Raw genomic sequence first — 24,560 nt, 5'->3', positions numbered from 1 at the left:
GACGCACCTAAGCGCAGGTACAATGTTACCTGCGCTTTTTGCATATCAAAACAGGCAACATAAATCACAAAATGCCTACATATATAACTACTCCAACACGGAAAATTAGAGGCAGGACAAGAATAAAGTACCAAAAAGTAAGAAATTTGCAGTAAATTGACTCAATTGAACCCTTCTCCTCTTCCCAATTCGCCTTGTAAGATTTAGACTGACAACCAAAACAGACTGCCATGCATCTGTTTATATACACAAAGGAGAAATTATATGAAACGTTCAGCAATGCTTTTCGCAGGTCTAGTTCTTAGTGCATCTCTAATGGGTTGTTCAAACTCTCAAGAAGCAGAGCAACTAAGCCAACTAACTAACAAAGTTGACGCACTGACTGATCAAGTTGCTGCAATGCAAGTTCAACAAGACAACATCGCTGGTGCTGTTAACGAAACAAGCGCAGCAGCTGATGCAGCATACCAAGAAGCTATGCGTGCAAACCAGCGCATCGACAACGTTGCAACTTCATACCGCAAATAATAACGTTTTCTTGAGCGAGATTATTTGAAAAAAGCGGGTCATTATTGATCCGCTTTTTTGATCATACTAAATACAAAAAAACAGCCAGCCCACTTGTAATACACCCCACCCAAGCTATTAGTTGGCCGCGCTCAAATTGCGGAGACTTAAACACTTGGTAACACAGGCATAGAACCAAGACAAGCTCAACCAAGACCTGTACCGGAAACAAAACCATACCGAAAATACGGCCCCAGCCCGCTATCATAAGAAAAGCAATAAACACCATATGATTGAGCGTAAGGCTATGGATTGTCTTTGTCATGCATATACCCAACCGCTTATTACTAGCTAATATCCATCATCATAAGTAAGTCAGTAATCTGTTCTTTACTGCGATTGGTGTAAGTATATACGTTGATTTTTACTACCTAAGTAATAATTACGACTGATTCTTATATAGCCCAATGACCTCCAGAGAGAGGATGGATAGCGATTTCAGCGTATGCCATGAAAATACTTGAAGAATGGCACCCCATACAAGGGCAGATGGCTCAGAGGTGATGTGAGAGATATTATCAATATGAACTAAAACAATATACTCAAGCTACCACAGTAGCTTGAGTATGAGCGCATTTAGGCTGAATGGTAGGCTTCTTGTTCACCGCCTTGCAAGATTACCTCGTCACCCTGAATAACCAAGCCAAAGCCATGCTCTTCATCCCAAGCACATTCAAAACTAACACCCACAACATTCTTTTCTGGGTTATGCAATACGAACTTGGAAATTTGCATCAATTTGAAAATATCCCCTGAGTTCATATCTTCTTCGCTTACTTCACCCACATTGGTATCCCATGTTGGGCTCTCTTCGTCAAAGACATCCATGAACTCAGATTCCTCAAGGAGCTCTTCGTAGTTCTCATTCACATAATTACAAACCAATGAATAGAGACGTTCTTCATTCTCGGCAAACCATGCCACCATGCTATCAACAATGGCAAGATTTTCGCGCGTGCAGAAATCAATATTTCCATACGCCTTAAATTCATGCCAACCATTCAGTTCTGTTTTACCTACGTGAAGATCTGAGTCTTCACTCCATTTAATGATATTGATAGCTTTCATAATAACCCCGTAAAAATGAGAACTATATTAGAACAAAGACACTGGGTAAAGATTAATGCAACTATCAGTCATCATTTGATGAAATAAAATCTTACAAGCAAGTACTGGTGATTTTTAATCATAACTGTTCAAATTATTCGATGAAGATGTTCTAACAGCCTGCGTTATCTTTTAGGGGGAGTCCCCTACAATACAATTATGCATGACGACATAGCGATGAACACATGTTCACAAAAAACACATCACCCAAAATATATGACCCTCTCTCCATTATCCTGCACTGGCTGACAGCCCTTAGCGTGTTAGGCCTGTTTATCCTTGGCCTATGGATGGTCGATTTAAACTACTACTCACAGTGGTATAAACCCGCACCGTATTGGCACAAATCTGTTGGCCTATGCTTGGCAGGGATCACCCTATTCCGGCTATTTTGGAAAATCATCACCCCTCACCCAGCAATAGAAGGCAAACGCTGGGAAAAGCAAGCCGCCAAAATCGCTCACGGTTTGATCTATATCCTAATGATCTGCATTTTTACTTCAGGATACCTCATATCAACTGCCGACGGCCGTTCCATCGACGTTTTCGGCTGGTTTGCAGTACCCGCCCTCGGTGAACTATTTACTCACCAAGCTGACATCGCCGGTGAAATTCATTTCTACCTAGCCTGGACATTAATCATCTTAGCGGCCGTGCATGCCCTCGCAGCCCTAAAGCACCATTTTATAAACAAGGACAATACATTAAAAAAAATGTTAGGAGTAAAGTCATGAAAAAAAGCCTCATCGCCCTTTCCCTACTGGCTACGGCCTCATTTGCCGCCCACAGCGCAGACTATATAATCGATACAGAAGGTGCACACGCCTCTATCAACTTCAAAGTCGAACACCTTGGCTACAGTTTTATCAAAGGCCGCTTCAACACCTTTAGCGGTAATTTCAGCTACGATCCCAAAAACATTGCTGACTCCAGCGTCAAGGTCAACGTGGAAACCATGAGCCTAGACAGTAACCATGCCGAACGAGACAAGCATCTGCGTAGCGATGATTTCCTAGACACCAAGAAATATGGAACGGCGACATTCACCTCAACCAAAGTAGAACCCAAAGAAAACGGCGAAATGCTAATATACGGCGACCTGACCTTACATGGCAAAACCAAACCACTCATCATTGATGCACAGTTTATTGGTGAAGGGAAAGATCCTTGGGGAGGATACCGGGCAGGATTTACCGGCACAGCCCGTATTGAATTCGCCGACTATGATATAAAAGTCATGGGCTCCTCAAGCTATGCCGATATCGAATTACACGTTGAAGGCATACGCCAATAGGCAAAATCGCTTACTTTTGAATCCGGCCAAGGCCGGATTTTTCATTTTTGCTCAAAAATAAAGCGAACGGATCAATTCGTTACTCAATGTAATAGATTGAAACATGAACCCTCGGCTAGGATGTTTGTCATAAGAACAATGCAGAAATCATGTGCTGCTATTTCACGAGAAGGTAAATCATGACTCCACAAGAAAAAGAACTGATCCAGAACGTTGCTAACAAACTGAAGCAAAGCCCAAACAAATCAAAAGATGCTGATGCTGAGCAACTGATCAAGAATGAAATCGCAGCGCAAGACGATGCGGTATACAAGCTAACTCAAGCCGTGCTGGTACAAGAACTGGCCCTTAAAGAACTTAAGCAGAAAAACGAATACCTTGAGCAAAGCGTTGAGCACTACAAATCAGAATCTGAGCGTGGTGCCTTCAGCCGCATGATGGGTGGCAACCGTCCGGCTCCAATGCCACCACAGCCAACTCAGCAACCAAGCGCATTCGGTAGCTTCATGCAAACTGCTGCCAGTGTCGCAGTAGGTATGGTGGCCGGTAACATGATCAGCAACGCTCTGTTTGGTGATGACCACGCAGCCCCAGAAGCGACCGTGGCCGATGCGGCAACAGATGCACCCGCAGATGCGGCGACAGATACCGCTCAAGCCGATACAGCGCCAGCAACTGATGATGCACTGGCATCTACAGACACCGCTGACAATGCCTCTGGCGGCTTCCTAGATGACTCTTCGAGCTTTGCTTCTGACTACACCAGCGGTACAGGTGGTTTTGGTGATGCAGGCTTTGGCAGCGACGGTTTCGATGATAGCTTTGCCAACAATTCGGGCTTCGGCGGTGACGACAGCTTCTTTGGCGGTGGCGATAGCTTCGGTGGTGACGACTTCGGCGGTTTTGGCGACGAAGACGTTTAATCATCTCGACTAACAACATAGAGGGTACCTTATCGGTACCCTTTTTTTATTTCACCCAAAACCAATCCCCTGCCCAGCTCAACTCTTGAAAGCCTCGCGACGACGTACAAACCATTAACTGAATGTATATACAGTTATAATGATATCGCTAAAAATGGCCAGCATTGACCTGCTAATAAAGAGACCAAAAATGCTCGCTTTTCCTACAATAGATAGAGATAAAGCATTGATATAAAAACAAATCAACACTTCCACTTGGTATTAACGAGGTCTCATTAATACCGAATGCTTGCTTTACCCAAGCGAAAAACAGCCACTAAGCAACAATGATTTTATGCAACCTATTGACTTAAAAGGATACTGATAAGAAAATCATGCGCAATTAAGCGTGTATTAGGCTGGGGAAAGCGAGCATGCTGTTTAATGCACTGTTATGCGAACAGACAAAGCAATGTACGAAATAATGGAGATAACATGCAAACTAAAAGGATGCCAAATGATAGTGGGAATTTCTCGCCCGCTATACGACGAGCTCGTATTCAAGAGCTAACAATTTATGAAATATCTGAAGATGAACTGAAAATGTTGGAATCTGGCTCACCAGTATCTTTATATCTCAATTTTTCAATATTTCTTCTTTCAGTGGCTATTTCATTTGCAGTAACTTTAGCAACAGTGCACTTTCCATCTGATAGAGCTTATATGGTGTTTGTTACTATCTTGATAGTTTCGTTATTAATAGGTTCATTTTTAATGATGCTTTGGCTAAAGCAACATAGAGCGGGATCAAATATTGCTGAAAGCGTCCGTAACCGCTTAGATTCTGAAGGCGAACTCATGCCTTTATCTAGTCACTCTCAACCTCTTGATAGTAAGGATTAATATATGAATTTTACTCACTATGATCTTAAACATTGTCAACAAGGACAAACCGTAGAGGTAACCCTTGAAGGCAATGCGGCTAATGTACTTTTGTTAGACAGTTCTAATTTTCAAAACTACAAAAATGGTCGCAGGTATCAGTATTTTGGTGGTCATATGACAACATCTGTTAGTCAATTGCCGATCCCTCGTACAGGTCACTGGCATGTAGTTATTGATTTAGGTGGCTACGGCGGGTCAGTGCGTTCTGCTGTAAGAGTAGTTTAAGACAGAGGTTAAAATTCGCATAACAAACGACTATGGCGTCAATAGCTAATTTCTGGCTATGTTTTCGTTCCACATGACGCCATCTCGAATCATCGAATTTAAGATCACAACCATTTTCCTTACACACGCAATAATGGCGACTTTTTTCGGTTTCCCAGCATCTAAAAGTCGCTGGTAAGTAGCTTTAAAAACAGGGTTACACTGCATCGCAGACATCATAGCCATGTAGAGCACGGTGCGTACTTGTGAGCCTCCCCCCTGAATGACTCGCTTGCCTTTATAGCGTCCACTGCTTCAACGCCAGTTAGTTGCAGGCTCGGCTCAGGTGTAAACAGCTTTGTTGTTCGCATTGGTGCGCAACAATGGCAGGCGACAAGTTGGCAAAGAATGTAAGTACTTTTGCTCAAGATATTGTTTTGTGGATCAGGGTGTTACCATTGGCATCCTCGCAGTGGATACTGAAGGAATGTTTGGCTAAATCAATGCCATAAATAGAAAGTGACATGGTGGCCTCCGAACGTTTTCTTACTCAGACTCACCAAGTGTGGCAGAGTCTTGATGAGGGGGAGTCCATGTCATTCGTTAGGTGCTCTAAGGTAATCATATCACAACTGTTTTTTTGTACAGTTTTATACTCATGACGTGTTTTTTGTTGTAAAATGTACTTGTAACTGTCTGTCTCAACAGGTGAAAAAATGAGAAAGCAAAAAGTGATTCAGATGATGAAGTTGTTCGTTGAAAAAAACGGCGGTAACATATCTGATGTTAAGATGATGAAATTATTGTATTTTACAGATCGGATGTCTTTAACTGAGACTGGCTACCCGATAAGTTACGATGATTATTTTTCTCTTAATCGCGGTCCGATTTTAAGTAACGCGAAAAATTTAATCGACAATTACTCTGATGATGAATATACGAGTGTCTTTAATCAATGTGAACCGAAGCATAGCCCTAAAGGTTATCCTGTAAAAGAGTTCAGCATTAAAGATGAAACACCTGATTTTGATTTTTTGTCTGAAGAAGAAGTATCTTTTGCTGAAAGTGTGTATGAGCAAATTGGTGCCTTAGATGATGATGAAATCGTCATTTATTCTCACAGAAAGGATATCTGTCCTGAGTGGACCTACCCTGAAGGCTCTCATCTGCCGATTCGTACGGAAGAGATTTTTCAGTCAATAGGGATGGATACTGAGGAAGCAGCTATTCAATCTAATGAAATTCAATATCATAAAAATTTACACTAGTTGGTATGCAAGTAAAACGTGGACTAAGTTTTCAATGGAATAGTGGTGGAAATGGTGATCACACATGGTTTGTTATGACACATGAAGCTGCAGACAAATATGTTATCGCCAATATTTCAAGCACTGATGGTAAAAGGTTTATTGATTCAACTTGTGTACTAAATCCTGCTAAATGTGGGTATGCAAAAATAGTTAAAGAATCCTTCGTATTATATCGTGAGGCTAAATTACTAACTAAGGATGAGTTGTTAGCCATTCTTGAAGATGATTCAACCACTTTAAATACACAAGCTCCATGCTGGCTGGTTGATACAATGGCGTCTGGTTTTATGGCTTCTCGAGCTGCGGCAGAGAGAATCAAAAACCATTATCGAACAGTCTATAGCCCTGCAATAACCTAACTTTCTTAATAAAAGCGACTGGATTCTTGCTAGTCGCTTTTCTTTTAACAAAACGAGCACCTAACAAAGGCATCAAGGTGACACGTTACACTCGGCGGTTTTGGTATTAAGTCAGTTGTGCTTGGTGAGTTCGGCGTTGGTGCACCTTATGCCCGGCGCTGGAGGATCCCCACAAAATTCACGCATGATAACTGCTTCTTGCCATCATAATTAGCTCTTGTTGTGCCCAACGTAATGTTGAGTTTGTGATGTGATATTCAAGTCGTCGAAAGACCTCTTTTCCGAGTCTGACAAAGGATAAAACTCGCCTCTTTTTTTATCGTATTAGCCTGGAAGTGGCGGTGCCAACCGGCATGTTCAGCAGCAATACCAAACCACCAATAGACCATGAAGGCGAGAAGGCCGATCAGAAGGCAGGATGCGTGTCTACTTATTGAACAACAAGGGAATTTTGTGGGGATTCCTAAGTGCCCGGCGTTATGTGCTAGGGGGATATAAAGTAAATGAAATACAATGTAGATCAAGAGGCTAGTAGCATACCTTCCGTCGAAGTTTTGGCTGATGATAGTCATCAACTTAGAGCGTCTGTTGATATAGATAATGGTGATATCTATTTGGATTTTTCAACAAGAGAAGCTTTGCGTGATTTTGCTCTTAGCTTACTTTATGAATCTGAGTTTGGTAGCGGGGAGTTGGAAATGTATCCCCTAAGTCATGAAGGTAAGCTGCATGTTGTAGAGGGTGTTAGGTTAACTGAAGATAGCTCACGTATTTTTACTAAGTATGCAAATACAGATAACACATAACAAACGACTATGGCGTCAATAGCTAATTTCTGGCTATGTTTTCGTTCCACATGACGCCATCTCGAATCATCGAATTTAAGATCACAACCATTTTCCTTACACACGCAATAATGGCGACTTTTTTCGGTTTCCCAGCATCTAAAAGTCGCTGGTAAGTAGCTTTAAAAACAGGGTTACACTGCATCGCAGACATCATAGCCATGTAGAGCACGGTGCGTACTTGTGCTCGTCCCCCCTGAATGACTCGCTTGCCTTTATAGCGTCCACTTTCTCGATTGATGGGGGCAACGCCAATGAGTGCAGCGGCTTGTTTGTTAGTAATAAGCCCAAGCTCAGGAACGTTGATAATATAAACAAGACACCCATACTTTTGGGCGATGATCTTGGCGGTATGGCCGAGCTTGGTTAATTCCTGCCCCCAGTCATGCGAACTGCCGCAGGCTTCCATTCCGACAATGACAGGCGGTAAGTTGGCAAAGAATGTAAGTACTTTTGCTCGAGATATTGTTTTGTGGATCAGGGTGTTGCCATTGGCATCCTCACGGTGGATACTGAAGGAATGTTTGGCTAGATAGAAGGTGACATGGTGGCCTCCGAACGTTTTTTTACTCAGACTCACCAAGTGTGGCAGAGTCTTGATGAGGGGGAGTCATGTCATTCGTTATATGATCAAGGAATTGAGATGTTCGAGAAGCCAAAAATAGAGTCAAGCAAGGATGATCTAATTAGCTTTGTTCATTCTTGGGTAAGGCTATGCGCAGAAGGTAAAATTGTAGAAGCCTTTTCAATCCTAGATAAGCCAATTGACGCTTCGAGACATCATTGGACACCAGAAGATATTAAGGAAATAACGTTTGATCATTTTGATGATGGTCAGCAGCCAGAGATCTCATCTCCAGACAATGTTGAGGGCATAATTAGAAAAGATGTCTTCGAGTACAATGATGGATCTGGTTGGGGTGTTGAATACGATTTACCCATGAATGGAGTGGTAAGCGATTTTACTCTAATGTTCGACTTCATAAAATCCAACGGTGTATTGCTAGTAATTCTCGATGATTGTCATGTCATGTAAAGCACATAACAAGTCCATTAAACATCGCGCCCATCGGGCGCTGGACTCGCAAAAAATGCGCTCGCTGTTTATGGCTGCATTATAAGCACAAGGAGTGCGTAGTGGAAAAATTCGCCATATTGTCAGATATTCATAGTAATATTTTTGCGCTTCAGGCAGTGGTTAAAGATGCTAGAGATAAAGGATTTACTGATTTCATTAATCTAGGCGATATTTTGTATGGTCCAATAGCACCCAGACAGACCTATGATTATTTACAATCATTAAGTGTTATCACTATATCGGGCAATCAAGATAGGCAGATATGCGAGGCTATGGAGAATGAAATAGCATCTAATCCTACGATGCAATTTATTCTAAGTGAACTCGGACAGGAGCCAATAAGTTGGATGAAGCAACTACCATTTGACCTGCAAATCACAACTGATATTTATGCATGTCATGGAACGCCTAGTGATGACCTAGAGTACTTGTTGGAAGACATTAGTACAGGGAGACCAACAGTTCGGCCTGATGGTGAAATCATTGAAAAATTAAATGGAATATCTTCTCCAGTTATTATTTGTGGGCATACTCATACACCAAGATGCGTAGAGCTATCGACGGGACAAATCGTCATCAATCCCGGTAGTGTTGGCTTGCAAGCATATACGGATGATGAACCTAATGTGCATTCTATGCAAAACTATTCTTCAAAGGCTTCTTATGTGACATTGCAGAAAACCTTCAATAACGAGTGGGATATCGCTTTTCATAAGGTGACATATGATGTATGCAAGGCTGTACATGCAGCCTCAAAAAGGGGAAGAGAAGATTGGGTTCACTTTCTATCAACCGGTCGGTGCTTATAACAAACGACTATGGCGTCAATAGCTAATTTCGGCTATGTTTTCGTTCCACATGACGCCATCTCGAAGCATCGAATTTAAGATCACAACCATTTTCCTTACACACGCAATAATGGCAACTTTTTTCGGTTTTCCTACATCTAAAAGTCGCTGGTAAGTAGCTTTAAAAACAGGGTTACACTGCATCGCAGACATCATAGCCATGTAGAGCACGGTGCGTACTTGTGCTCGTCCCCCCTGAATGACTCGCTGCCTTTATAGCGTCCACTGCTTCAACGCCAGTTAGTTACAGGCTCTACTCAGGTAAGCAGCTTTGTTGTTCGCATGGGTGCGCAACAATAGCAGGCGGTAAGTTGGCAAAGAATGTGAGTACTTTTGCTCGAGATATTGTTTTGTGAATCAGGGTGTTGCCATTGGCATCCTCGCCGTGGATACTGAAGGAATGTTTGGCTAAATCAATATCATAGATAGAAAGTGAAATGGCAGCCTCCGAACGTTTTCTTACTCAGACTCACCAAGCACGGCAAAATCTGGATGAGGAGGAGTCCATGTCATTCGTTATGTGTAAAGGAAGAACGGTGGAAATAAATAAAAGTGAAGTTTTGAGAGAAGCGATTAGATTTAGAAAACTAATTCAGGCTTGTGATCCTGAAAATACCGCTTTGGTGGCATCAAGTTTTCCAATCATGAGTTGTAAACTCACATCAATGATTCTTGTCTACCATTTTCTTCAACTTTACCCCAAGGTTGAAATTAAAGGAATTGGAGGCGTTCGACCAGATAATCGCTCGATCTCGCATTATTGGATAGAAATTGAAGGACTTGCTGTCGATATTACAGGCGATCAATACAATTTAATTGATGATGATGAACTTGATAAAATGCTTGTTGCTCTCAGACCTTTTTCTCCAATTCATGTTGCAGAATTGGAAGACAGCTTCTTATACGATATTTTCGATGTGTCATATGTTGAAATATTTACAGAAGGCTTGTCGGATGTAAGTGAGTCTTTCTTTGAACGTTTAGTTCTGTCATATTCGCAGTTAACAGCTATCGAAACATACACATAACATGGCTACATGGACTCCCCCGGTTGTCAACAAAAGCTGCCGATAAGATAAGGTTTGGGACTACCGCTTTACATTCAGTCTGTTTATTGGCTTATTTGCCATGACCCTGATGACACTACGCGGTTGCGGTTCCTCATTCGTTAGAAGGCATCTGACGTGCCCACCGCATTATCAGGTTTCCCGCAAGTGGTCTTAACCCTATTTCATCATTGGCTATTGCATTGACCCGGCGAAGGTGTGTTGCCCTTTGTTACGCTTGGTGGTTAAACAGCGACTTGGTATTCCGTATCGTTGCGCAGTAGCGACCAGATAAAATGGGCGTTCTTGGCCGCTAGTGCCACAATCGCCCGTTTTAGGCCCCGCCTCTCGACAAGCCCTTTGCACCAGAGGCTGATGCGATCGGTCTTATTGCCGATGTTGGTAATGGCGGCCCGAGCACCGTGAACCACAGCAAGGGGATGCGGTCGAAATGCTGGTGTACTTCCACTAAGCACTAACGACTGAGCAACGAAAATCCACTCATAACAAAACCGGGCATGACACTGTCCGGCTTTTTATTTCGAATAAAACCAATCCCCTGCCCGGCTCAACTCTTGAAAAGCCTAGCGATGACGAGCAAAACATTAACTGCGTGCATACACAGTTATAACGAAGTCGCTAAAAATGACCAGCATTAACCTGCTAATAAAGAGACCCAAAATGCTCGCCCACCACAACACATATATATAAGGCATTGATATAAATACAAATCAACACTTCCTCTTGGTATTAACGAGGTCTCATTAATACCGAATGCTTGCTTTACCCAAGCGAAAAACAGCCATTAAGCAACGATGATTTTATACAAGCTATTGACTTAAAAGGATACTGATAAGAAAATCATGCACAATTAAACGTGTATTAGGCTGGGGAAAGCGAGCATGCTGTTTAATACACTGTTAGACGCTTCTTTGTTTAGATATATTTAACTGTATATTTTAGTAGGCTTTTTATGAAAAACAAAATCTCAAAGAATCATCATTTTATACCAGAATTTTATATAAAGGGTTTTTCTGATGAAAATGAAGATATTTATTTATATGATGTGGAATACAAAAAAATAGGAAAAAGTGCAAAGAAAGCCCCTCAAATTTTTTATAAAGAACACCTCCATACGGTAATTAGTTTTGGAGATAAATCAGTGTTTATAGAAGATTCATATAGTGAACTCGAAGGACACTTTTCAAAAGTAATCCGAGGACTAAAAAAATTACCGACAGAGGCTCTTTCTGAAATTGCTAAGTTCGATCTTTTTTCTAAAGTAATTATCTTAATGATGTCAGTGCAGTACTGGCGAAATCCTGCAAATATTAAACATGCAGAAGAAATGTCGAATAGTCTAGTTGATCTGTATGATAAAGCACTACTAACTAATTTTGAATTAATGCCATTTGAAAGGAAAGATATTAAATATATTCAAAAAAAACGTAAAGAACAATCTTATCAGAAGTATATACAGTTTTTACTTTTACCATTGATAACTTTTAAATTTAATGAGGAACAACTTAAGGGACTAAAAATTATTAAGTTGAATGAAACACAAGAATTTATATGTTCTGATAACCCAGTAATGATTGATTCTTTTGGGGCTGATTTTAGTTTTCAAGGAGACGTTTTCTATCCGTTAACTAAAGAGTTGGCTATTACTAATGTTAATGTTAATAATTTATTAGATATTGATAAAATGATTGTATCTCGAGCAAGTAAAAAAATAATTGCTTCTTCTAAAGAAAGGCTGATGGATTTACCTCGCGTCTAACAAATGCATCAACACGATTTGCTACACTCGGCATTATCAGTTTGCCTTTAGTTTTGGTGATTAAGGCAGTAAAATTCAGTTAAGTCTGTATCGTAGCAAACGTGTTATGCAGGCGTTAAGTTTCTTTTTAAAGTAAGGTACACAATAAATATAAATGAAATCATACGAATATTTACATAAAAGAGTATTGGTTACATCCAAAGCTAGGTATGAAGCTAGTAAGCGTTTACGGCTACACAGTTGGTGCTCTCAATGGACACTAGCGTTTCTAGCCGTCGGACAGATAGTTCTTGCATTGTTTGCTACGTTTGATCTTGTTGATGACGCAGTGACGAAGAACCAAATTGATATGGCTAGTCTATTTTTTGCAGTAGTTGTACTTACATATTCATTATTACTTGGTATGGGGGATTTCTCTGCTAGATCTTCGAATATTCATCAATGTGGCTTGGAGTTGGCAGAACTTTCGCGGAAACTCCACTATCGTGTGACGCACCAATATCAATCTACCGAACATGAATATTTAGACTTCGTGAATAGGTACTATATTTGCCTTAACAGGCATGAAAACCATGTTTCACATGATTATCTGATTGCAAGATTGGACTACCTCATTGAACATGGGAAAAAACCATCCAAGTTTGATATGTTATTTAACTATAAGCTGAAAATATATTGGTATCGAGTGCTTGGTTTTTCCCATTATATTTTTTCAATCACTTTGTTGGTTCTTTGGTCGTGGCATTTGGTCAGTTTTGGTTAACTCAAAGAAACTTAACAAACGACTATGGCGTCAATAGCTAATTTCTGGCTATGTTTTCGTTCCATATGACGCCATCTCGAAGCATCGAATTTAAGATCACAACCATTTTCCTTACACACGCAATAATGGCGACTTTTTCGGTTTTCCTGCATCTAAAAGTCGCTGGTAAGTAGCTTTAAAAACAGGGTTACACTGCATCGCAGACATCATAGCCATGTAGAGCACGATGCGTACTTGTGCTCGTCCCCCCTGAATGACTCGCTTGCCTTTATAGCGTCCACTTTCTCGATTGATGGGGGCAACGCCAATGAGTGCAGCGGCTTGTTTGTTGGTAATAAACCCAAGTTCAGGAACGGCTAATGATGGATGCAGCTGCGACTTTTCCGATGCCGGGAACGCTCTGCAGAAGACGATTTTTGTTTTGATACTCAGGGCATGTGTAATCATCCCATTTTTAGTGGCACCCTAAATTAGAGTTTTCCAAGTGTTCTGACTTAGCCAGGTATTCCCATGGAGTCAGATCATTTAACGCACTGTGTGGTCGTTCATCATTGTATTCAATGAGCCATTTTTCGGTCAGCTCTCGTACTTCATTCAGGGTTTTAAAGACATACATATTGAGTATTTCGTCGCGGTAAGTTCGATTGAAGCGTTCAACATATGAGTTCTGCGTTGGTCTGCCAGGATTGATGAACTCTAGTTGGATTTGATGTTGCTCTGCCCATTCAGCTAACGTAGTTGATATAAATTCAGGCCCGTTATCCATCCGTATCTTGTTTGGGTAACCCCGCCAGGCAACAACCCGATCTAATACTCTTACCACTCGAGGAGCGGGTAAATTCAGGTCAATCTCAATCGCCAACACTTCTCGATTAAAGTCATCGATAACATTGAAGGTTCTAAAGCGTCTTCCGCACATAAGTGAATCACTCATAAAGTCCATCGACCAACATTGATTAATGCTTGCTGGCACACAGAGAGGCTCAGGGTAGCGAGTCGGTAAACGCTTCTTACCACGATGGCGTTTATTCAGTTTGAGCTCACAACAGACACGGTGTACTCGCTTGTGATTCCAGCGATATCCCCAGCGTTTTAGTACTTTGAACAGCTGACTAAAACCATAAGCAGGATAACGTTCAACAGCATCCTGCAGCGCAGCAATGACTGAATCATTGCGATGCTTGTCAGGTTGATAACGGTAAACTGAATCACTAATACCAACAATCCGACAAGCTCTACGGAGACTGACGCTGTGAGAGTACCTCGCGTAATCAACTAACTCTCGTCGAATGGCTGGTTTTACAGCTTTTTTTCGACAATATCCTTGAGAATTTTGTGATCCAAACTGAGCTCAGCAAACATCTGTTTGAGGCGACGATTTTCGTCTTCAAGCTCTTTTAGTCGCTTCACATCAGAGGCTTCCATACCTCCATATTTTGATTTCCAATTGTAATAGGTAGCATCGGAAATACCGTACTCGCGGCAAACCTCTTTGACCAACCTACCAGTTTCAACTTCCTTCAGGATCTTTACGATCTGAGATTCTGTATATCGTGATTTTTTCATCAGCGTTCTCCGTTTTATCTAGTTTAAGTCGGAGAACTCTATTTGGGAATGCCCCTAGATTACGGGATGATTACACATGATTCAATAAGATATAGATATAACGCATTGATATAAAGTAAATTAACACTTCCACTTGGTATTAACAAAGTCTCATTAATACCGAATGCTCGCTTTGCGCAAGCGAAAAACAGCCATTAAGCAACAATTGTTTTATGCAACCTATTGAATTAAAAGGATGCTGATAAGAAAATCTTGCGCAATTGAGCGTGTATTAGGCTGGGGAAAGCGAGCATGCTGTTTAATACACTGTTAGCAATCCAAATGACATGAAAGTGATATGTCTATTAGTATTTAATTATTAGATGTAGTACGAATAAATTTATTTTTATAAGTTTGTTTTGAGCTTAATAAATATATTCTCCTTAATTTTCGCTAAATTATGGAGTAATTATGCTTGAGTTTACATTTGTTCTTAACGGCAAAGAATTGAGCTCCTTGACCACAGGTTCTTCATCATTCCCTGCATTTTCTGGATTTGGTGCTGATAAAAATAAGAAAACCTCACAATGTAAATCTAGTAGTGGACCAATTCCGGCTGGCACATATTATATATTTGATAGACAATCAGGTGGTCTACTTGGTCCATTGCGAGACTTTTTTTCGGGTAAAGACCAATGGTTTGCACTGTATGCAGCGGATAGCAAGATGGATGACGAGTTGCTTTGTATAAAAGTAAAAAGAGGGCAGTTTCGCTTACATCCGAAGGGGCCTCTAGGTATCAGTCAAGGGTGCATAGTCGTCGATAATCCTAAAGATTTTGCAACAATTCGTAGTATGTTAAAAAACACATCTACGATAAAGGTTCCCGGGCTTGAGCTGGAAACATATGGGCGGGTAATTGTTAAATGAAAACTATGTTTATTAAATCGATACTGGTTATTGTAGCAACGATTATTACTTCTTTTCTATGGTTACGGTATCCAACATTATTTCCAAGTATCTCTGAACAAAACGCAATTTTTTTAGTGCAATATTTTGAAACTAGCAATGGAGAGGATCTCGCTGATCTTGAAATGTATCTAGTTTTTGGCTTTTCATTTATAGTTGCGCTTGTTTGTATGCTAGTTGTTACATTGAGTCAGAAATTGCTAACAAAAACATCAAGGTGACGCGTTACACTCGGCGGTTTTGGTATGGAGTCTGGTGCGCTTGGTAAGTTTATCGTGGCGCACCTTATGTCATAGTTAAATGCAAGAAATGGAGGTCAATTGAACTATCCTATTTTATACATATTTTCGGGTCTCCCGGCTTCAGGCAAATCGACTCTTGCTAAACTGTTAGCGGCTAAAGCGGGTGCTACGTATGTTCGCATTGATACAGTTGAGCAAGGGCTTCGAGATCTTTGTAACTTCAAAGTTGAAGGTGAAGGATATCGTTTAAGCTACCGTATAATCAGAGACAACTTAGAGCTTGGGATTAGCTGTATCTCAGACTCTTGTAATCCTATCGAGCTTACGCGACGTGAGTGGCAGGAAGTCGCAGAAAGTGTGAGGGCTAAATTCATCAATATTGAAATTAGTTGCTCAGATAGCAGTGAACACGAACAAAGAGCCATCACTCGTAGAAGTGAAGTAACAAACCTAAAATTACCTGACTGGAAACAAGTGCAGAACCGCCATTACGAAGCTTGGAAAACCGATATAATCAAAATAGACACGGCAGGCAAAAGTATTGAAATGGCTTTCGCAGAACTAATTGAAAAGCTAGACGTGTGAAATTGCATACAAGCAGTTAAGAGTGATTCGCAACGCTTGGTGATTAAACAGCGACTTGGTATTCCGTATCGTTGCGCAGTAGCGACCAGATAAAACCATTAACCACGCTCGTCTTTGACGCTGTCCATCACCACCATCGTCGTGATTGAACTCACATGGGGGCTCTCCCCTAGAATTTCGGCATGAAACCTTTTGTAGGCTGGCAGATCGTGCGTTTCAACCCGCAAAAGATATTCACTTGTCCCGGTGATGTTATGGCACTCTACCACAGCTTGGGCTGCCGAAATCGCAATTTCAAACTCTTGCTGCGACTTACGGCTATGATTAGACAAACCAACCGCAACATACGCGATAAAGCCGATACCTATTTTCTGCTTGTTGAGCACGGCACGATAGCCAACTAAGACATTCTGCCGCTCTAACTCCTGAACCCGGCGTAAGGTTGCCGAAGGGGACAATCCAACCCGATCTGCCAGCTCAACATTGGTCAACTTTCCATTGCTCTTAAGCTCGCACAATATTCTTTCGTCAAACCTATCCATCACACAACTCTATTGCACAAATAAATTATTATAAGGTTATTTGTGAATATAATTCATCTTATCGAGCATTAATATATCCAGATGCACTCAAATCATCATTGCTAGAGAAAAAGCATCATGGATTACCAACAACTTATGGCGCTCACTATTTTTGCCTTTACAACCACCGTCACACCGGGCCCTAACAATATTATGTTAATGGCTTCAGGCGCCAATATCGGTTTCAAACGCACGCTGCCGCATATGCTAGGCATCATCACAGGATTTAGCTTTATGGTAAGCATAGTCGGCACGGGGCTTTCAGGTATTTTCGCCACTTACCCCCAGCTCTATACTGCTCTGCATATTATCAGTGTCGGGTATTTGCTCTATTTAGCAATGAAAATAGCCACCAGCCCAGCGGGTCTGCACGGGGAAGGCAAGTACCAACCGATGAGCTTCTACTCTGCCGTCCTATTCCAATGGGTAAACCCCAAAGGCTGGACGATGGCAATTTCGACCATATCCCTATTCAATGCCAATGGGGATTTTCATATCGTTCTTTTAATTGCCGCTATATTCGCCCTTGTCAATGTCCCCTCTGTGACCCTATGGACATACGCAGGCAAACAGATGCAATCTATTTTGGCAAACCAAACAAAATCAAAATATTTCAATATAACGATGGCAGTGTTATTGCTCGCCTCACTCTACCCCATTCTATTCAGCTGAATGTTAAGATCATCATTCCTAGTAAACGGATATAAAAAAGCCTCCATGTAGGAGGCCTTTCTCAAAATAGTGGCGATTACTTCTTCGCTTTAGCCACATCATCGAGCATTTGTTTAATTCGTTTATTAGGTACACGCTTTGCCATAATACTTACTCCTTGTAAAATTCCGCCAGCGCTAAATACATGGTAACAACTTACCGACTCAAGACCTTGAACAATACAGAGTCAACTTGCTCTGAGTTCACTGTGCTGCTGGACTAAAACCAATATACTTAACTTTATCTATATGTGAACCAGCAGCTGATTCAAAACACGCCCAAAATGCCAACAATAGAAAGACCTTTTCACTACAAAACAGAAACATTTAAAACAAAAAAACACAATACCCAGATTATGCCGAATCAATATCCAAATTTGATAGGTTATAAGCTCTTTTCAAGAGAAAGTATTTCTGTGAGACATGACGCTATTTTATAACTATTACTGCACTTCATTGCATTTAAATAGCAATATAAATCACACCAAATTACACACAAAAAAATGCTTAACACCATAATTCGTATTTTCACTTTACTCGTGCCATAAATTCCTGCCTCTCCGCAAGATTCAAAAAAACCGACTCATCGTCGGTTCTCTTATGGTTTGGGAAAGCAATATCCGCTACTGGTATTTTTTCACACTACGCGCTTGCTCTTGCACGCTATTAACCATCTTCTGAAAGGCACGATCTTTGGCCCGCTTTTGCGCCAAGGTAGCGCTATTATGGGCTTCCTCACGCAATAACTTTTGGAAATTATCCAATCGCCGAGTTGAAAGTTCGCCTGTGTCCACTGCACGAAGGACGGCACAGCCGGGTTCATTGATATGCTGACAATCGCTAAAACGACATTGCTCCGCAAGAGATTCAATTTCGGCAAAGGTCAGTTTGATTCCCTCTTTAGCATCGCTAAGCTGAAGCTCTCGCATTCCCGGCGTATCCATCAACAAGCCGCCTTCTGGTAACCATTTAATAGCACGGTAAGTGGTCGTATGACGCCCCTTGCTGTCTTGCTCACGAATCCCGCCAGTTTCCATTGCATCACGTCCCAACAAACCGTTAACCAACGTCGATTTACCCACCCCAGATGAGCCCATAAACGCGAGTGTCTTACCACGCTGGCAATAGCGTTTTAATACCGCAATATCGTCACTGTCGAGCGCATTCACACAATGCACGCTCAACAACGAATCCAACTGTTGGACTTGGTCACGTATAGCATCTGCATCCGAAGAGAGGTCGGCTTTAGTAAGAATAATAACGGGTTCAACATACGTTTCTTTCGCCAACGCCAAATAGCGCTCGATACGATTCAAACTAAAATCACCGTTTAGCGAACTCACAATGAAAACCGTATCAATATTAGCTGCGATAAGCTGACGTTCATTGGCGCTGCCGGCGGCCTTACGCTGAAACAAGGATTGCCTTTCCAATACGCGGATGAGCCGCTCATCATTAAAGACCACCCAGTCCCCGACACAAATCGGCTCAAGATTCGGGGTCAGTTTAAAACGCAAAACCTCACTGCCCGCTAAAAGTACAGCTTCGGATTTGTGCAGCTCAATAACACGACCAAGAGCACTACTCTCAAGCTCTTCCAACGACAACTGTTGCTGGAAAAACGGGCGCATACCCAAGTCTATTAATGATGGAACGATCATATATGCTTTACCTAACATCAGCATGATTACTTGGCTTTAAGTATGAACTATGAAGCTATAGACAAGTCAAGCTAGCATCATTGCTCTTTTCGCCAATAGCCCCACTCATCATAATAAAAGCCGACTTAATGTCGGCTTTTCTCACACACTATTCAGATTGTAAATCTGGCCTTAATCTTCTTCTGTGTGATTGAGTAAAATGTCTCGAATAATTTCACCTGACTCTGACAAGTTACTGGATACCCATGGACCAATCGGATCAACCACATCCGGATTGAAAATTGACGAGGCCTCATCTTTGCTGGAGATATTCCAATAGCAGGAGCTAAGCAACATCGTAGGGGTATTGGCATCACCCTCATGGTTAAAGAACTCATCCCAAAGCATTGCTTGCTCACGATCAGGCGTTGCTGCCCCATCTGCGGTTGTCGAGCCCCATTCAGAGATGAAGACCGCCTTACCGGCCTTACGTGCAATAATGATTTCGTCGCGTATCCGCTCACCTTCTGACAGGGTCTTATCATTTGGCCCACTTGGATACAAATGACTTCCGGCATAGATATGTGCGTTATACATTACATTAGCGTCTTCAATCGAACTTTCTGCGGCCACACCGACATACTGAGACCATGTTGGCGTGCCGACTGAAATTAAGTTCGGATGATCCGGATCAGGATCATTCGCCCGAATAACCTCAATCATCTCTTTCGCCCAAGGTTCAACGTAATTATGCCAATCCTCATACGATTCAACTAACGTCGCCTTGGAGGGTTCATTTGCCAATTCAAAAATGACATTCGGCAGATCCCCATAGGTACGACTCATGTTTGCAAAGAAATGTACCGTATCTTCATAAATATCAGGATAATCCGGATCAACGGGAGCATAACTGCTGTATTTTGACTGCCAATATTTTGTTTTATGATATGCCTCAGCGCCCGAATTACCAACCGCCTCATCGGGTATCGTAACATTAAGAATATGCCAATCAATCACAACATATAAACCAGCTTCAACGGCCCCGCTGATAATAGCGGCAACACGGCCATATAAATTATCCCTATTCACGGATTGGTTAGAGTATTTCTCATCATCCCCAGTTGCCGTATGGAAAAAGCCCCCCCACTCATCAACATAAACAGGCGCACGCACAATATCAGCTTTTAACATCTGAGCCAGATTTATCACGGCTTTTCGGTTGGCGAACTCTTTCGGTCCAACAGGGTTAACCGCAGGATCTTCAGGGCCAAAGCCTAACCCATGAAAACTCAACCCTTTTAACTGAACCACTTCCTTGGCTGATTCACTATAAATCAAACCATCATCATTAATTGATAAGTAACCATATTTCTCAACTGGCGTTAACGTTTTTTCTGAATCTTTAAGAAATATTTTATTATTCATCTCTAGCCTTTCTGTTGTTGTATTCACTAAGAATAATTGCAGACAAATAAACAACCACAGGTATGACCAGATATAAAATATATAAAAACAAGCCATTGATCACATGAATAAAAACAACATCAATAATAAGGCTGATGAAAAATTAACTCTAGAATCTATTTAATAAACGTTATCACTTGATTTAACGTAATTAATCAGACAACACAAGTTGAATTGGAAATAAAAAACAAACTCATAAATTAAATTAGGTAATGAAATAAATTGATATCAATACGATAGAAATATATAGATTGCTACAAAAAAGCCGCTAATTAATAGCGGCTTTTTTATCAATTAAGCTTGTGCAGCTTTTGCTTGACTAGCTGGACGTGGTTTGCGCGCATGCTGACGAGGCTTTCCCCCGGCTTTGCTCTGCTCATTCGTGGTCTTAAACGTACGACCATTAGAACGACCCGCTGTGTTACGGTTGCCACCTTCCGCTGACTTTTGACCCGCTGGTTTATTACGGTTTTGGCCGCCATTTGCTGGCTTCTTGTTACCGGACTGACTGCGCTGAGCACCACTGCGACGTGGCTTGTTTGCTGCTGGCTTAGCATCACCCGCTTCACCCTCTACCGCAACACGAGGTTTTTTCGGCTTCTTCGGTTTTTTCGGCTTGATTGGACGCGTATCCAACTTAGACTCAGGCAAGGCCTTTGATGGCTTGTAACCTTCAAGATCAATACGAGGCAGTAGTTGCTGGATCAAGCGCTCAATCGCAAACAGATCCGCAGCTTCATCTTCGCTAACCAGAGAAATCGCTTTACCGACTTCACCCGCACGGCCGGTACGACCAATACGGTGAACGTAATCTTCCGATACATGCGGCAAATCAAAGTTAACCACTTGAGGAAGCTGAGGAATATCAATACCGCGCGCCGCAATGTCTGTCGCTACCAATACACGAATTTGCCCAGATTTGAAATCAGCCAATGCGCGAGTACGAGCACCTTGGCTCTTGTTGCCATGAATAGCAGCAGCAGTGATCCCTTGACTGTTCAGGTAATCGGCAAGACGGTTGGCACCGTACTTCATTTTACAGAACACCAATACCTGAGACCAATTACCGGCCTTGATCAGCTCAGCCAGCATTGCAGGTTTCTTTTTCTTATCTGCAGGATAAATGCACTGCTCAACCGTTTTTGCTGTCGAGTTCGCAGGTGTCACCGAAATTTCTACCGGATTATTCACCAAACCTTTGGCCAATTCGCGGATCTCATCAGAGAAGGTCGCTGAAAACAGCAAGTTTTGACGCTGCTTCGGCAGCAATTCCAGAATTTTACGGATATCACGAATAAAGCCCATATCCAACATACGGTCTGCTTCATCCAATACCAGCACTTCTAGCTGTGAGAATTTAACTGCATTTTGTTGGTAGAGATCCATCAAGCGTCCTGGTGTTGCAACCAGAATATCGCTTCCTTTACGCAAATTGAGCATTTGAGGGTTGATCTTAACCCCACCAAACACAACACTGGAACGTAAACGCATATGGCGGCTATAAGTCACAACGTTTTCATTGATCTGCGCGGCCAACTCACGAGTCGGTGTCAGGATCAATGCACGAACATGGTTGCTCTTAACACGAGGACCTTGGCTCAATCGCTCCAGAATAGGCAGCGTAAAGCCTGCCGTTTTACCTGTACCTGTTTGGGCTGCGGCCATAACATCCTTGCCTTCGAGCACTGCGGGAATCGCTTGTGCCTGAATCGGTGACGGTGTGTCGTATCCCTTTTCCTGAATAGCTCTAAGGATTGGCGCAGAAAGACCTAACGAGGTAAAACCCATACTTTGATTCTCAATTGTTTATCTAATGGTATTCATCCGCCTGACCTGACAACTTACAGATGAAAAAGCGGAAAAGTTCGTCATTCTGAATGTTTTGGACGTTAGCATCAATACTTAATTCACATTCATCGCATGATTCCTCTCTTTTCCGCATGATCCTATGCCCTACACCATCACTTGGGGGGCATGCCTAACAGTTCCTTAATGCATGACCAATACTGTCTCTTTGATACAAACATCTTGAAAGAGCTCGGGTATACTATGAACCGTGTACTTTTAAGCCACCGAGTCATTCGGTGCTATAGCAATACCCAACGGAATGTTTAACGCAAACAAATGGATATGTCTTCCCTATGATCACGCCCCCTTCTACTTACCGATGGCGCAAAACATCTTGCGATAGCAGGCATCCCGCCATCACACCACGAAAATGGCTTCTTTGCCTCCTTGCAACCGTGTTGTTGACCGCATGCTCATCACCACTAGATTTCACAAAAGAAGCCAGCTATGCCGTACCTATGGATGCAAATACCTCACTCGGTGGGCTTGCTGTTGACTATATGGAGCATGCTCCAAATGACAGCACTGGTTTTTACCCGCTCAATGACGGTCAGGAGGCCCTGCTTGCTCGCCTTGCCTTAATCCACAAAGCAGAGAAAACCATTGACCTTCAGTATTATATCTATCGCGATGATGCCACCAGCTCGCTACTGACCTATGCCCTCTACCTTGCCGCCGAGCGTGGCGTACGGATCCGTATCCTGCTCGATGACATGCAGTCCAGAAACGATCAGGCGATGGCATCACTGTCATCCCACCCAAATATCGAGCTAAGGCTATTTAATCCATTTGAAAACAGAGCAATGCGAATGCTCGGCTTTGTCAAAGATTTTGACCAAAGTAACCGCCGGATGCACAACAAGTCATTTATCGCCGATAGCGCCTTTGCCATCGTTGGTGGCCGCAATATCGGCGATGAATACTTTGCTGCCAATAACAGCGTCGATTTCGGCGACTTCGATCTCATGCTGCTAGGCAAGGCCGTGCCTGATATCAGCGAACAGTTCGATCTTTATTGGAACAGCTCACCAGCTACCCCTGTTGAGTCACTCATCGATGAACCTAGCTCAATATCACAAACCGATATCGCCCATTGGAAAGAGAGCCTCAACCGACATTTCAAAAACTCGGACTATGTCGCAAGTTTTACGAACCTACCACTGGTCAAGGCACTCAATGAAGAAACCCTCACCTTCTTCTGGGGCAGAGCCTCCGTCCACTACGACTTGCCCAGCAAAGTCTACAACCCAGCCGAAACGGACTTAATGCTCCACGCCTTGGATCAAATCCTCACCAAAGCCGAGTCGTCCTTCTTTTTGGTCTCCCCCTACTTTGTCCCAACTCAGTCAGGGACAGATGCCTTGGTTGCCGCCGCCCAAAATGGTCTTAACATCATCATTATCACCAACTCGCTCGCCTCAAATGATGTTTTCGCTGTTCATGGCTGGTATGCAAAATACCGCTCGCAGCTGCTCGAAGCCGGTATCGCCCTGTATGAAGTCAAAGTCGATCCAAAACTCAAAAAGAAACGTTCATGGCTAGGCAGTTCACGTACCAGCCTCCATGCCAAGACCTTCATTATCGACGACCAGGAAATTTTTGTCGGTTCATTCAATTTCGACCCACGCTCGGCGTTTATCAATACCGAAATGGGTGTGCTGGTTCACTCTCCGGAGTTTATTGATGCCGCATTTAGCGAACTGGACGATAACTTACAAAAAAGCACCTATCGCCTCAGTCTCAATGAACAAGGTGACATCCTGTGGCACAATGATTTTGCCAACATTACCTATGACAATGAACCCGATGCAAGTGTCTGGCTACGACTCGGGGCTTGGTTGGCAAGCATCCTACCCATTGAAAACCAGCTCTAATCATCTCTCGATTAAAGGCTAAATCGGATAAAAAGCAGATAAAAATAAGCCCCG

The 24,560-nt window shown here is 42.3% G+C and carries 24 protein-coding genes and 6 pseudogenes; 18 read left to right on the top strand and 12 right to left on the bottom strand.

Annotated elements, in window-relative coordinates; genetic code table 11:
• The first annotated feature begins 264 nt into the window (after positions 1-264).
• Positions 265-528 (top strand): Lpp/OprI family alanine-zipper lipoprotein, encoded by a 264-nt coding sequence (locus ACSF8X_RS18520; protein WP_047879145.1) that lies wholly within the window; start codon positions 265-267, stop codon positions 526-528.
• 615 nt (positions 529-1,143) lie between these two features.
• Here ACSF8X_RS18520 and ACSF8X_RS18515 read toward each other — a convergent pair.
• Positions 1,144-1,635 carry a DUF6985 domain-containing protein gene (locus ACSF8X_RS18515; RefSeq protein WP_500851948.1) on the bottom strand — a complete coding sequence of 164 codons (492 nt, stop codon included), beginning with the start codon at positions 1,633-1,635 and terminating at the stop codon, positions 1,144-1,146.
• Positions 1,636-1,859: 224 nt separating this feature from the next.
• Between ACSF8X_RS18515 and ACSF8X_RS18510 the strand changes: the two genes are divergently transcribed.
• The 5 genes from ACSF8X_RS18510 (at position 1,860) to ACSF8X_RS18490 (ending at position 5,040) form a co-directional block, all read left to right on the top strand.
• Positions 1,860-2,408, top strand: coding sequence for a cytochrome b (locus ACSF8X_RS18510; RefSeq protein ID WP_047879148.1), 549 nt, complete (start codon positions 1,860-1,862; stop codon positions 2,406-2,408).
• Positions 2,405-2,968: a YceI family protein gene (locus tag ACSF8X_RS18505; RefSeq protein WP_500851947.1), complete on the top strand. Its 564-nt coding sequence runs from the start codon at positions 2,405-2,407 to the stop codon at positions 2,966-2,968. Before ACSF8X_RS18510 ends, ACSF8X_RS18505 begins: the two co-directional genes overlap by 4 nt.
• Before the next feature lie 179 nt (positions 2,969-3,147).
• Entirely contained in the window at positions 3,148-3,891 is a 744-nt protein-coding gene (locus tag ACSF8X_RS18500) for a DUF2076 domain-containing protein (RefSeq protein WP_500851946.1), read from the top strand.
• A 474-nt stretch (positions 3,892-4,365) separates the two neighbouring features.
• Positions 4,366-4,773, top strand: a complete 408-nt coding sequence (locus ACSF8X_RS18495) for a hypothetical protein (RefSeq protein ID WP_500851945.1) — start codon at positions 4,366-4,368, stop codon at positions 4,771-4,773.
• Positions 4,774-4,776: 3 nt separating this feature from the next.
• On the top strand, positions 4,777-5,040 hold the full coding sequence (locus ACSF8X_RS18490) for a DUF1883 domain-containing protein (RefSeq protein ID WP_500851944.1): 264 nt from the start codon (positions 4,777-4,779) through the stop codon (positions 5,038-5,040).
• A gap of 45 nt (positions 5,041-5,085) precedes the next feature.
• Here the strand turns inward: ACSF8X_RS18490 and ACSF8X_RS18485 are convergent.
• Positions 5,086-5,331: pseudogene (locus tag ACSF8X_RS18485) on the bottom strand (transposase); the annotation flags it as partial.
• Positions 5,332-5,735: 404 nt separating this feature from the next.
• Between ACSF8X_RS18485 and ACSF8X_RS18480 the strand changes: the two are divergent.
• Positions 5,736-6,287 carry a Panacea domain-containing protein gene (locus ACSF8X_RS18480; protein ID WP_500851943.1) on the top strand — a complete coding sequence of 184 codons (552 nt, stop codon included), beginning with the start codon at positions 5,736-5,738 and terminating at the stop codon, positions 6,285-6,287.
• A 5-nt stretch (positions 6,288-6,292) separates the two neighbouring features.
• Positions 6,293-6,688, top strand: a complete 396-nt coding sequence (locus tag ACSF8X_RS18475; RefSeq protein ID WP_500851942.1) for a hypothetical protein — start codon at positions 6,293-6,295, stop codon at positions 6,686-6,688.
• Between the two features lie 178 nt (positions 6,689-6,866).
• On the opposite strand, the pseudogene ACSF8X_RS18470 reads toward ACSF8X_RS18475, so the two are convergent.
• Positions 6,867-7,101, bottom strand: a pseudogene (locus tag ACSF8X_RS18470) (IS4 family transposase); the annotation flags it as partial.
• Between the two features lie 90 nt (positions 7,102-7,191).
• Here ACSF8X_RS18470 and ACSF8X_RS18465 point away from each other — a divergent pair.
• Positions 7,192-7,494, top strand: coding sequence for a hypothetical protein (locus ACSF8X_RS18465; protein WP_277432920.1), 303 nt, complete (start codon positions 7,192-7,194; stop codon positions 7,492-7,494).
• Positions 7,495-7,516: 22 nt separating this feature from the next.
• Here the strand turns inward: ACSF8X_RS18465 and ACSF8X_RS18460 are convergent.
• A pseudogene (locus ACSF8X_RS18460) lies at positions 7,517-7,843 on the bottom strand (transposase); the annotation flags it as partial.
• Between the two features lie 333 nt (positions 7,844-8,176).
• Between ACSF8X_RS18460 and ACSF8X_RS18455 the strand changes: the two are divergent.
• Together ACSF8X_RS18455 and ACSF8X_RS18450 are read left to right on the top strand one after the other, a co-directional pair.
• Positions 8,177-8,569, top strand: a complete 393-nt coding sequence (locus ACSF8X_RS18455) for a DUF7668 domain-containing protein (protein ID WP_500851941.1) — start codon at positions 8,177-8,179, stop codon at positions 8,567-8,569.
• 101 nt (positions 8,570-8,670) lie between these two features.
• A complete protein-coding gene (locus tag ACSF8X_RS18450; protein ID WP_500851940.1) occupies positions 8,671-9,420 on the top strand; it encodes a metallophosphoesterase family protein in 750 nt (249 codons plus the stop codon).
• Between the two features lie 15 nt (positions 9,421-9,435).
• Here ACSF8X_RS18450 and ACSF8X_RS18445 read toward each other — a convergent pair.
• Positions 9,436-9,686 (bottom strand): annotated as a pseudogene (locus ACSF8X_RS18445) (transposase); the annotation flags it as partial.
• A gap of 210 nt (positions 9,687-9,896) precedes the next feature.
• Here ACSF8X_RS18445 and ACSF8X_RS18440 point away from each other — a divergent pair.
• A complete protein-coding gene (locus ACSF8X_RS18440; RefSeq protein ID WP_500851939.1) occupies positions 9,897-10,487 on the top strand; it encodes a hypothetical protein in 591 nt (196 codons plus the stop codon).
• Between the two features lie 263 nt (positions 10,488-10,750).
• On the opposite strand, the pseudogene ACSF8X_RS18435 reads toward ACSF8X_RS18440, so the two are convergent.
• Positions 10,751-10,936 (bottom strand): annotated as a pseudogene (locus tag ACSF8X_RS18435) (IS110 family transposase); the annotation flags it as partial.
• A gap of 542 nt (positions 10,937-11,478) precedes the next feature.
• On the opposite strand from ACSF8X_RS18435, the gene ACSF8X_RS18430 reads away from it, so the two are divergent.
• Positions 11,479-12,285: a DUF4238 domain-containing protein gene (locus ACSF8X_RS18430; protein ID WP_500851938.1), complete on the top strand. Its 807-nt coding sequence runs from the start codon at positions 11,479-11,481 to the stop codon at positions 12,283-12,285.
• A gap of 154 nt (positions 12,286-12,439) precedes the next feature.
• Positions 12,440-13,048 (top strand): SLATT domain-containing protein, encoded by a 609-nt coding sequence (locus tag ACSF8X_RS18425; protein WP_500851937.1) that lies wholly within the window; start codon positions 12,440-12,442, stop codon positions 13,046-13,048.
• Positions 13,049-13,085: 37 nt separating this feature from the next.
• Here ACSF8X_RS18425 and ACSF8X_RS18420 read toward each other — a convergent pair.
• Positions 13,086-13,487, bottom strand: a pseudogene (locus ACSF8X_RS18420) (transposase); the annotation flags it as partial.
• A gap of 15 nt (positions 13,488-13,502) precedes the next feature.
• Positions 13,503-14,614, bottom strand: a protein-coding gene (locus ACSF8X_RS18415) for an IS3 family transposase (protein WP_500851936.1) whose coding sequence is annotated in 2 segments (ribosomal slippage) — positions 13,503-14,362 and positions 14,362-14,614 — 1,113 coding nt in all. Because the reading frame shifts where the segments join, the coding sequence is not laid out codon by codon here.
• A gap of 450 nt (positions 14,615-15,064) precedes the next feature.
• On the opposite strand from ACSF8X_RS18415, the gene ACSF8X_RS18410 reads away from it, so the two are divergent.
• Positions 15,065-15,523, top strand: a complete 459-nt coding sequence (locus ACSF8X_RS18410) for a DUF2778 domain-containing protein (RefSeq protein ID WP_500851935.1) — start codon at positions 15,065-15,067, stop codon at positions 15,521-15,523.
• Positions 15,524-15,882: 359 nt separating this feature from the next.
• Entirely contained in the window at positions 15,883-16,389 is a 507-nt protein-coding gene (locus ACSF8X_RS18405) for a P-loop nucleotide/nucleoside kinase family protein (protein ID WP_500851934.1), read from the top strand.
• A gap of 98 nt (positions 16,390-16,487) precedes the next feature.
• On the opposite strand, the gene ACSF8X_RS18400 is transcribed toward ACSF8X_RS18405, so the two are convergent.
• Positions 16,488-16,931: an Lrp/AsnC family transcriptional regulator gene (locus ACSF8X_RS18400; protein ID WP_047879325.1), complete on the bottom strand. Its 444-nt coding sequence runs from the start codon at positions 16,929-16,931 to the stop codon at positions 16,488-16,490.
• 117 nt (positions 16,932-17,048) lie between these two features.
• Between ACSF8X_RS18400 and ACSF8X_RS18395 the strand changes: the two genes are divergently transcribed.
• The gene (locus ACSF8X_RS18395; RefSeq protein ID WP_500851933.1) at positions 17,049-17,642 is read left to right on the top strand and encodes a LysE family translocator; all 594 of its coding nucleotides are present in this window, start codon (positions 17,049-17,051) and stop codon (positions 17,640-17,642) included.
• Positions 17,643-18,303: 661 nt separating this feature from the next.
• Here the strand turns inward: ACSF8X_RS18395 and rsgA are convergent.
• From rsgA to ACSF8X_RS18380, 3 genes are all read right to left on the bottom strand, one after another.
• Positions 18,304-19,341, bottom strand: coding sequence for a ribosome small subunit-dependent GTPase A (gene rsgA, locus ACSF8X_RS18390; RefSeq protein ID WP_500851932.1), 1,038 nt, complete (start codon positions 19,339-19,341; stop codon positions 18,304-18,306).
• A 171-nt stretch (positions 19,342-19,512) separates the two neighbouring features.
• Complete coding sequence (locus tag ACSF8X_RS18385; protein WP_500851931.1) at positions 19,513-20,745, bottom strand: glycoside hydrolase family 5 protein; 1,233 nt, start codon at positions 20,743-20,745, stop codon at positions 19,513-19,515.
• 333 nt (positions 20,746-21,078) lie between these two features.
• Entirely contained in the window at positions 21,079-22,572 is a 1,494-nt protein-coding gene (locus ACSF8X_RS18380) for a DEAD/DEAH box helicase (RefSeq protein ID WP_500851930.1), read from the bottom strand.
• Positions 22,573-22,988: 416 nt separating this feature from the next.
• Between ACSF8X_RS18380 and ACSF8X_RS18375 the strand changes: the two genes are divergently transcribed.
• A complete protein-coding gene (locus ACSF8X_RS18375) occupies positions 22,989-24,506 on the top strand; it encodes a phospholipase D family protein (protein WP_500852118.1) in 1,518 nt (505 codons plus the stop codon).
• Positions 24,507-24,560: the final 54 nt, after the last annotated feature.

The sequence above is a fragment of the Photobacterium panuliri genome (assembly GCF_059920555.1).
The sequence above is the reverse complement of the archived record's forward strand: the minus strand, read 5'-3'. Positions and strand labels throughout refer to the sequence as shown.

What these genes read in the sequence shown, in the direction of transcription:
- ACSF8X_RS18520 (WP_047879145.1), top strand. Translation starts at nt 265, where the DNA reads ATGAAACGTTCAGCAATGCTTTTCGCAGGTCTAGTTCTTAGTGCATCT.
- ACSF8X_RS18515 (WP_500851948.1), bottom strand. Translation starts at nt 1,635, where the DNA reads ATGAAAGCTATCAATATCATTAAATGGAGTGAAGACTCAGATCTTCAC.
- ACSF8X_RS18510 (WP_047879148.1), top strand. Translation starts at nt 1,860, where the DNA reads ATGTTCACAAAAAACACATCACCCAAAATATATGACCCTCTCTCCATT.
- ACSF8X_RS18505 (WP_500851947.1), top strand. Translation starts at nt 2,405, where the DNA reads ATGAAAAAAAGCCTCATCGCCCTTTCCCTACTGGCTACGGCCTCATTT.
- ACSF8X_RS18500 (WP_500851946.1), top strand. Translation starts at nt 3,148, where the DNA reads ATGACTCCACAAGAAAAAGAACTGATCCAGAACGTTGCTAACAAACTG.
- ACSF8X_RS18495 (WP_500851945.1), top strand. Translation starts at nt 4,366, where the DNA reads ATGCAAACTAAAAGGATGCCAAATGATAGTGGGAATTTCTCGCCCGCT.
- ACSF8X_RS18490 (WP_500851944.1), top strand. Translation starts at nt 4,777, where the DNA reads ATGAATTTTACTCACTATGATCTTAAACATTGTCAACAAGGACAAACC.
- ACSF8X_RS18480 (WP_500851943.1), top strand. Translation starts at nt 5,736, where the DNA reads ATGAGAAAGCAAAAAGTGATTCAGATGATGAAGTTGTTCGTTGAAAAA.
- ACSF8X_RS18475 (WP_500851942.1), top strand. Translation starts at nt 6,293, where the DNA reads ATGCAAGTAAAACGTGGACTAAGTTTTCAATGGAATAGTGGTGGAAAT.
- ACSF8X_RS18465 (WP_277432920.1), top strand. Translation starts at nt 7,192, where the DNA reads ATGAAATACAATGTAGATCAAGAGGCTAGTAGCATACCTTCCGTCGAA.
- ACSF8X_RS18455 (WP_500851941.1), top strand. Translation starts at nt 8,177, where the DNA reads ATGTTCGAGAAGCCAAAAATAGAGTCAAGCAAGGATGATCTAATTAGC.
- ACSF8X_RS18440 (WP_500851939.1), top strand. Translation starts at nt 9,897, where the DNA reads ATGGCAGCCTCCGAACGTTTTCTTACTCAGACTCACCAAGCACGGCAA.
- ACSF8X_RS18430 (WP_500851938.1), top strand. Translation starts at nt 11,479, where the DNA reads ATGAAAAACAAAATCTCAAAGAATCATCATTTTATACCAGAATTTTAT.
- ACSF8X_RS18425 (WP_500851937.1), top strand. Translation starts at nt 12,440, where the DNA reads ATGAAATCATACGAATATTTACATAAAAGAGTATTGGTTACATCCAAA.
- ACSF8X_RS18410 (WP_500851935.1), top strand. Translation starts at nt 15,065, where the DNA reads ATGCTTGAGTTTACATTTGTTCTTAACGGCAAAGAATTGAGCTCCTTG.
- ACSF8X_RS18400 (WP_047879325.1), bottom strand. Translation starts at nt 16,931, where the DNA reads ATGGATAGGTTTGACGAAAGAATATTGTGCGAGCTTAAGAGCAATGGA.
- ACSF8X_RS18395 (WP_500851933.1), top strand. Translation starts at nt 17,049, where the DNA reads ATGGATTACCAACAACTTATGGCGCTCACTATTTTTGCCTTTACAACC.
- rsgA (WP_500851932.1), bottom strand. Translation starts at nt 19,341, where the DNA reads ATGATCGTTCCATCATTAATAGACTTGGGTATGCGCCCGTTTTTCCAG.
- ACSF8X_RS18385 (WP_500851931.1), bottom strand. Translation starts at nt 20,745, where the DNA reads ATGAATAATAAAATATTTCTTAAAGATTCAGAAAAAACGTTAACGCCA.
- ACSF8X_RS18380 (WP_500851930.1), bottom strand. Translation starts at nt 22,572, where the DNA reads ATGGGTTTTACCTCGTTAGGTCTTTCTGCGCCAATCCTTAGAGCTATT.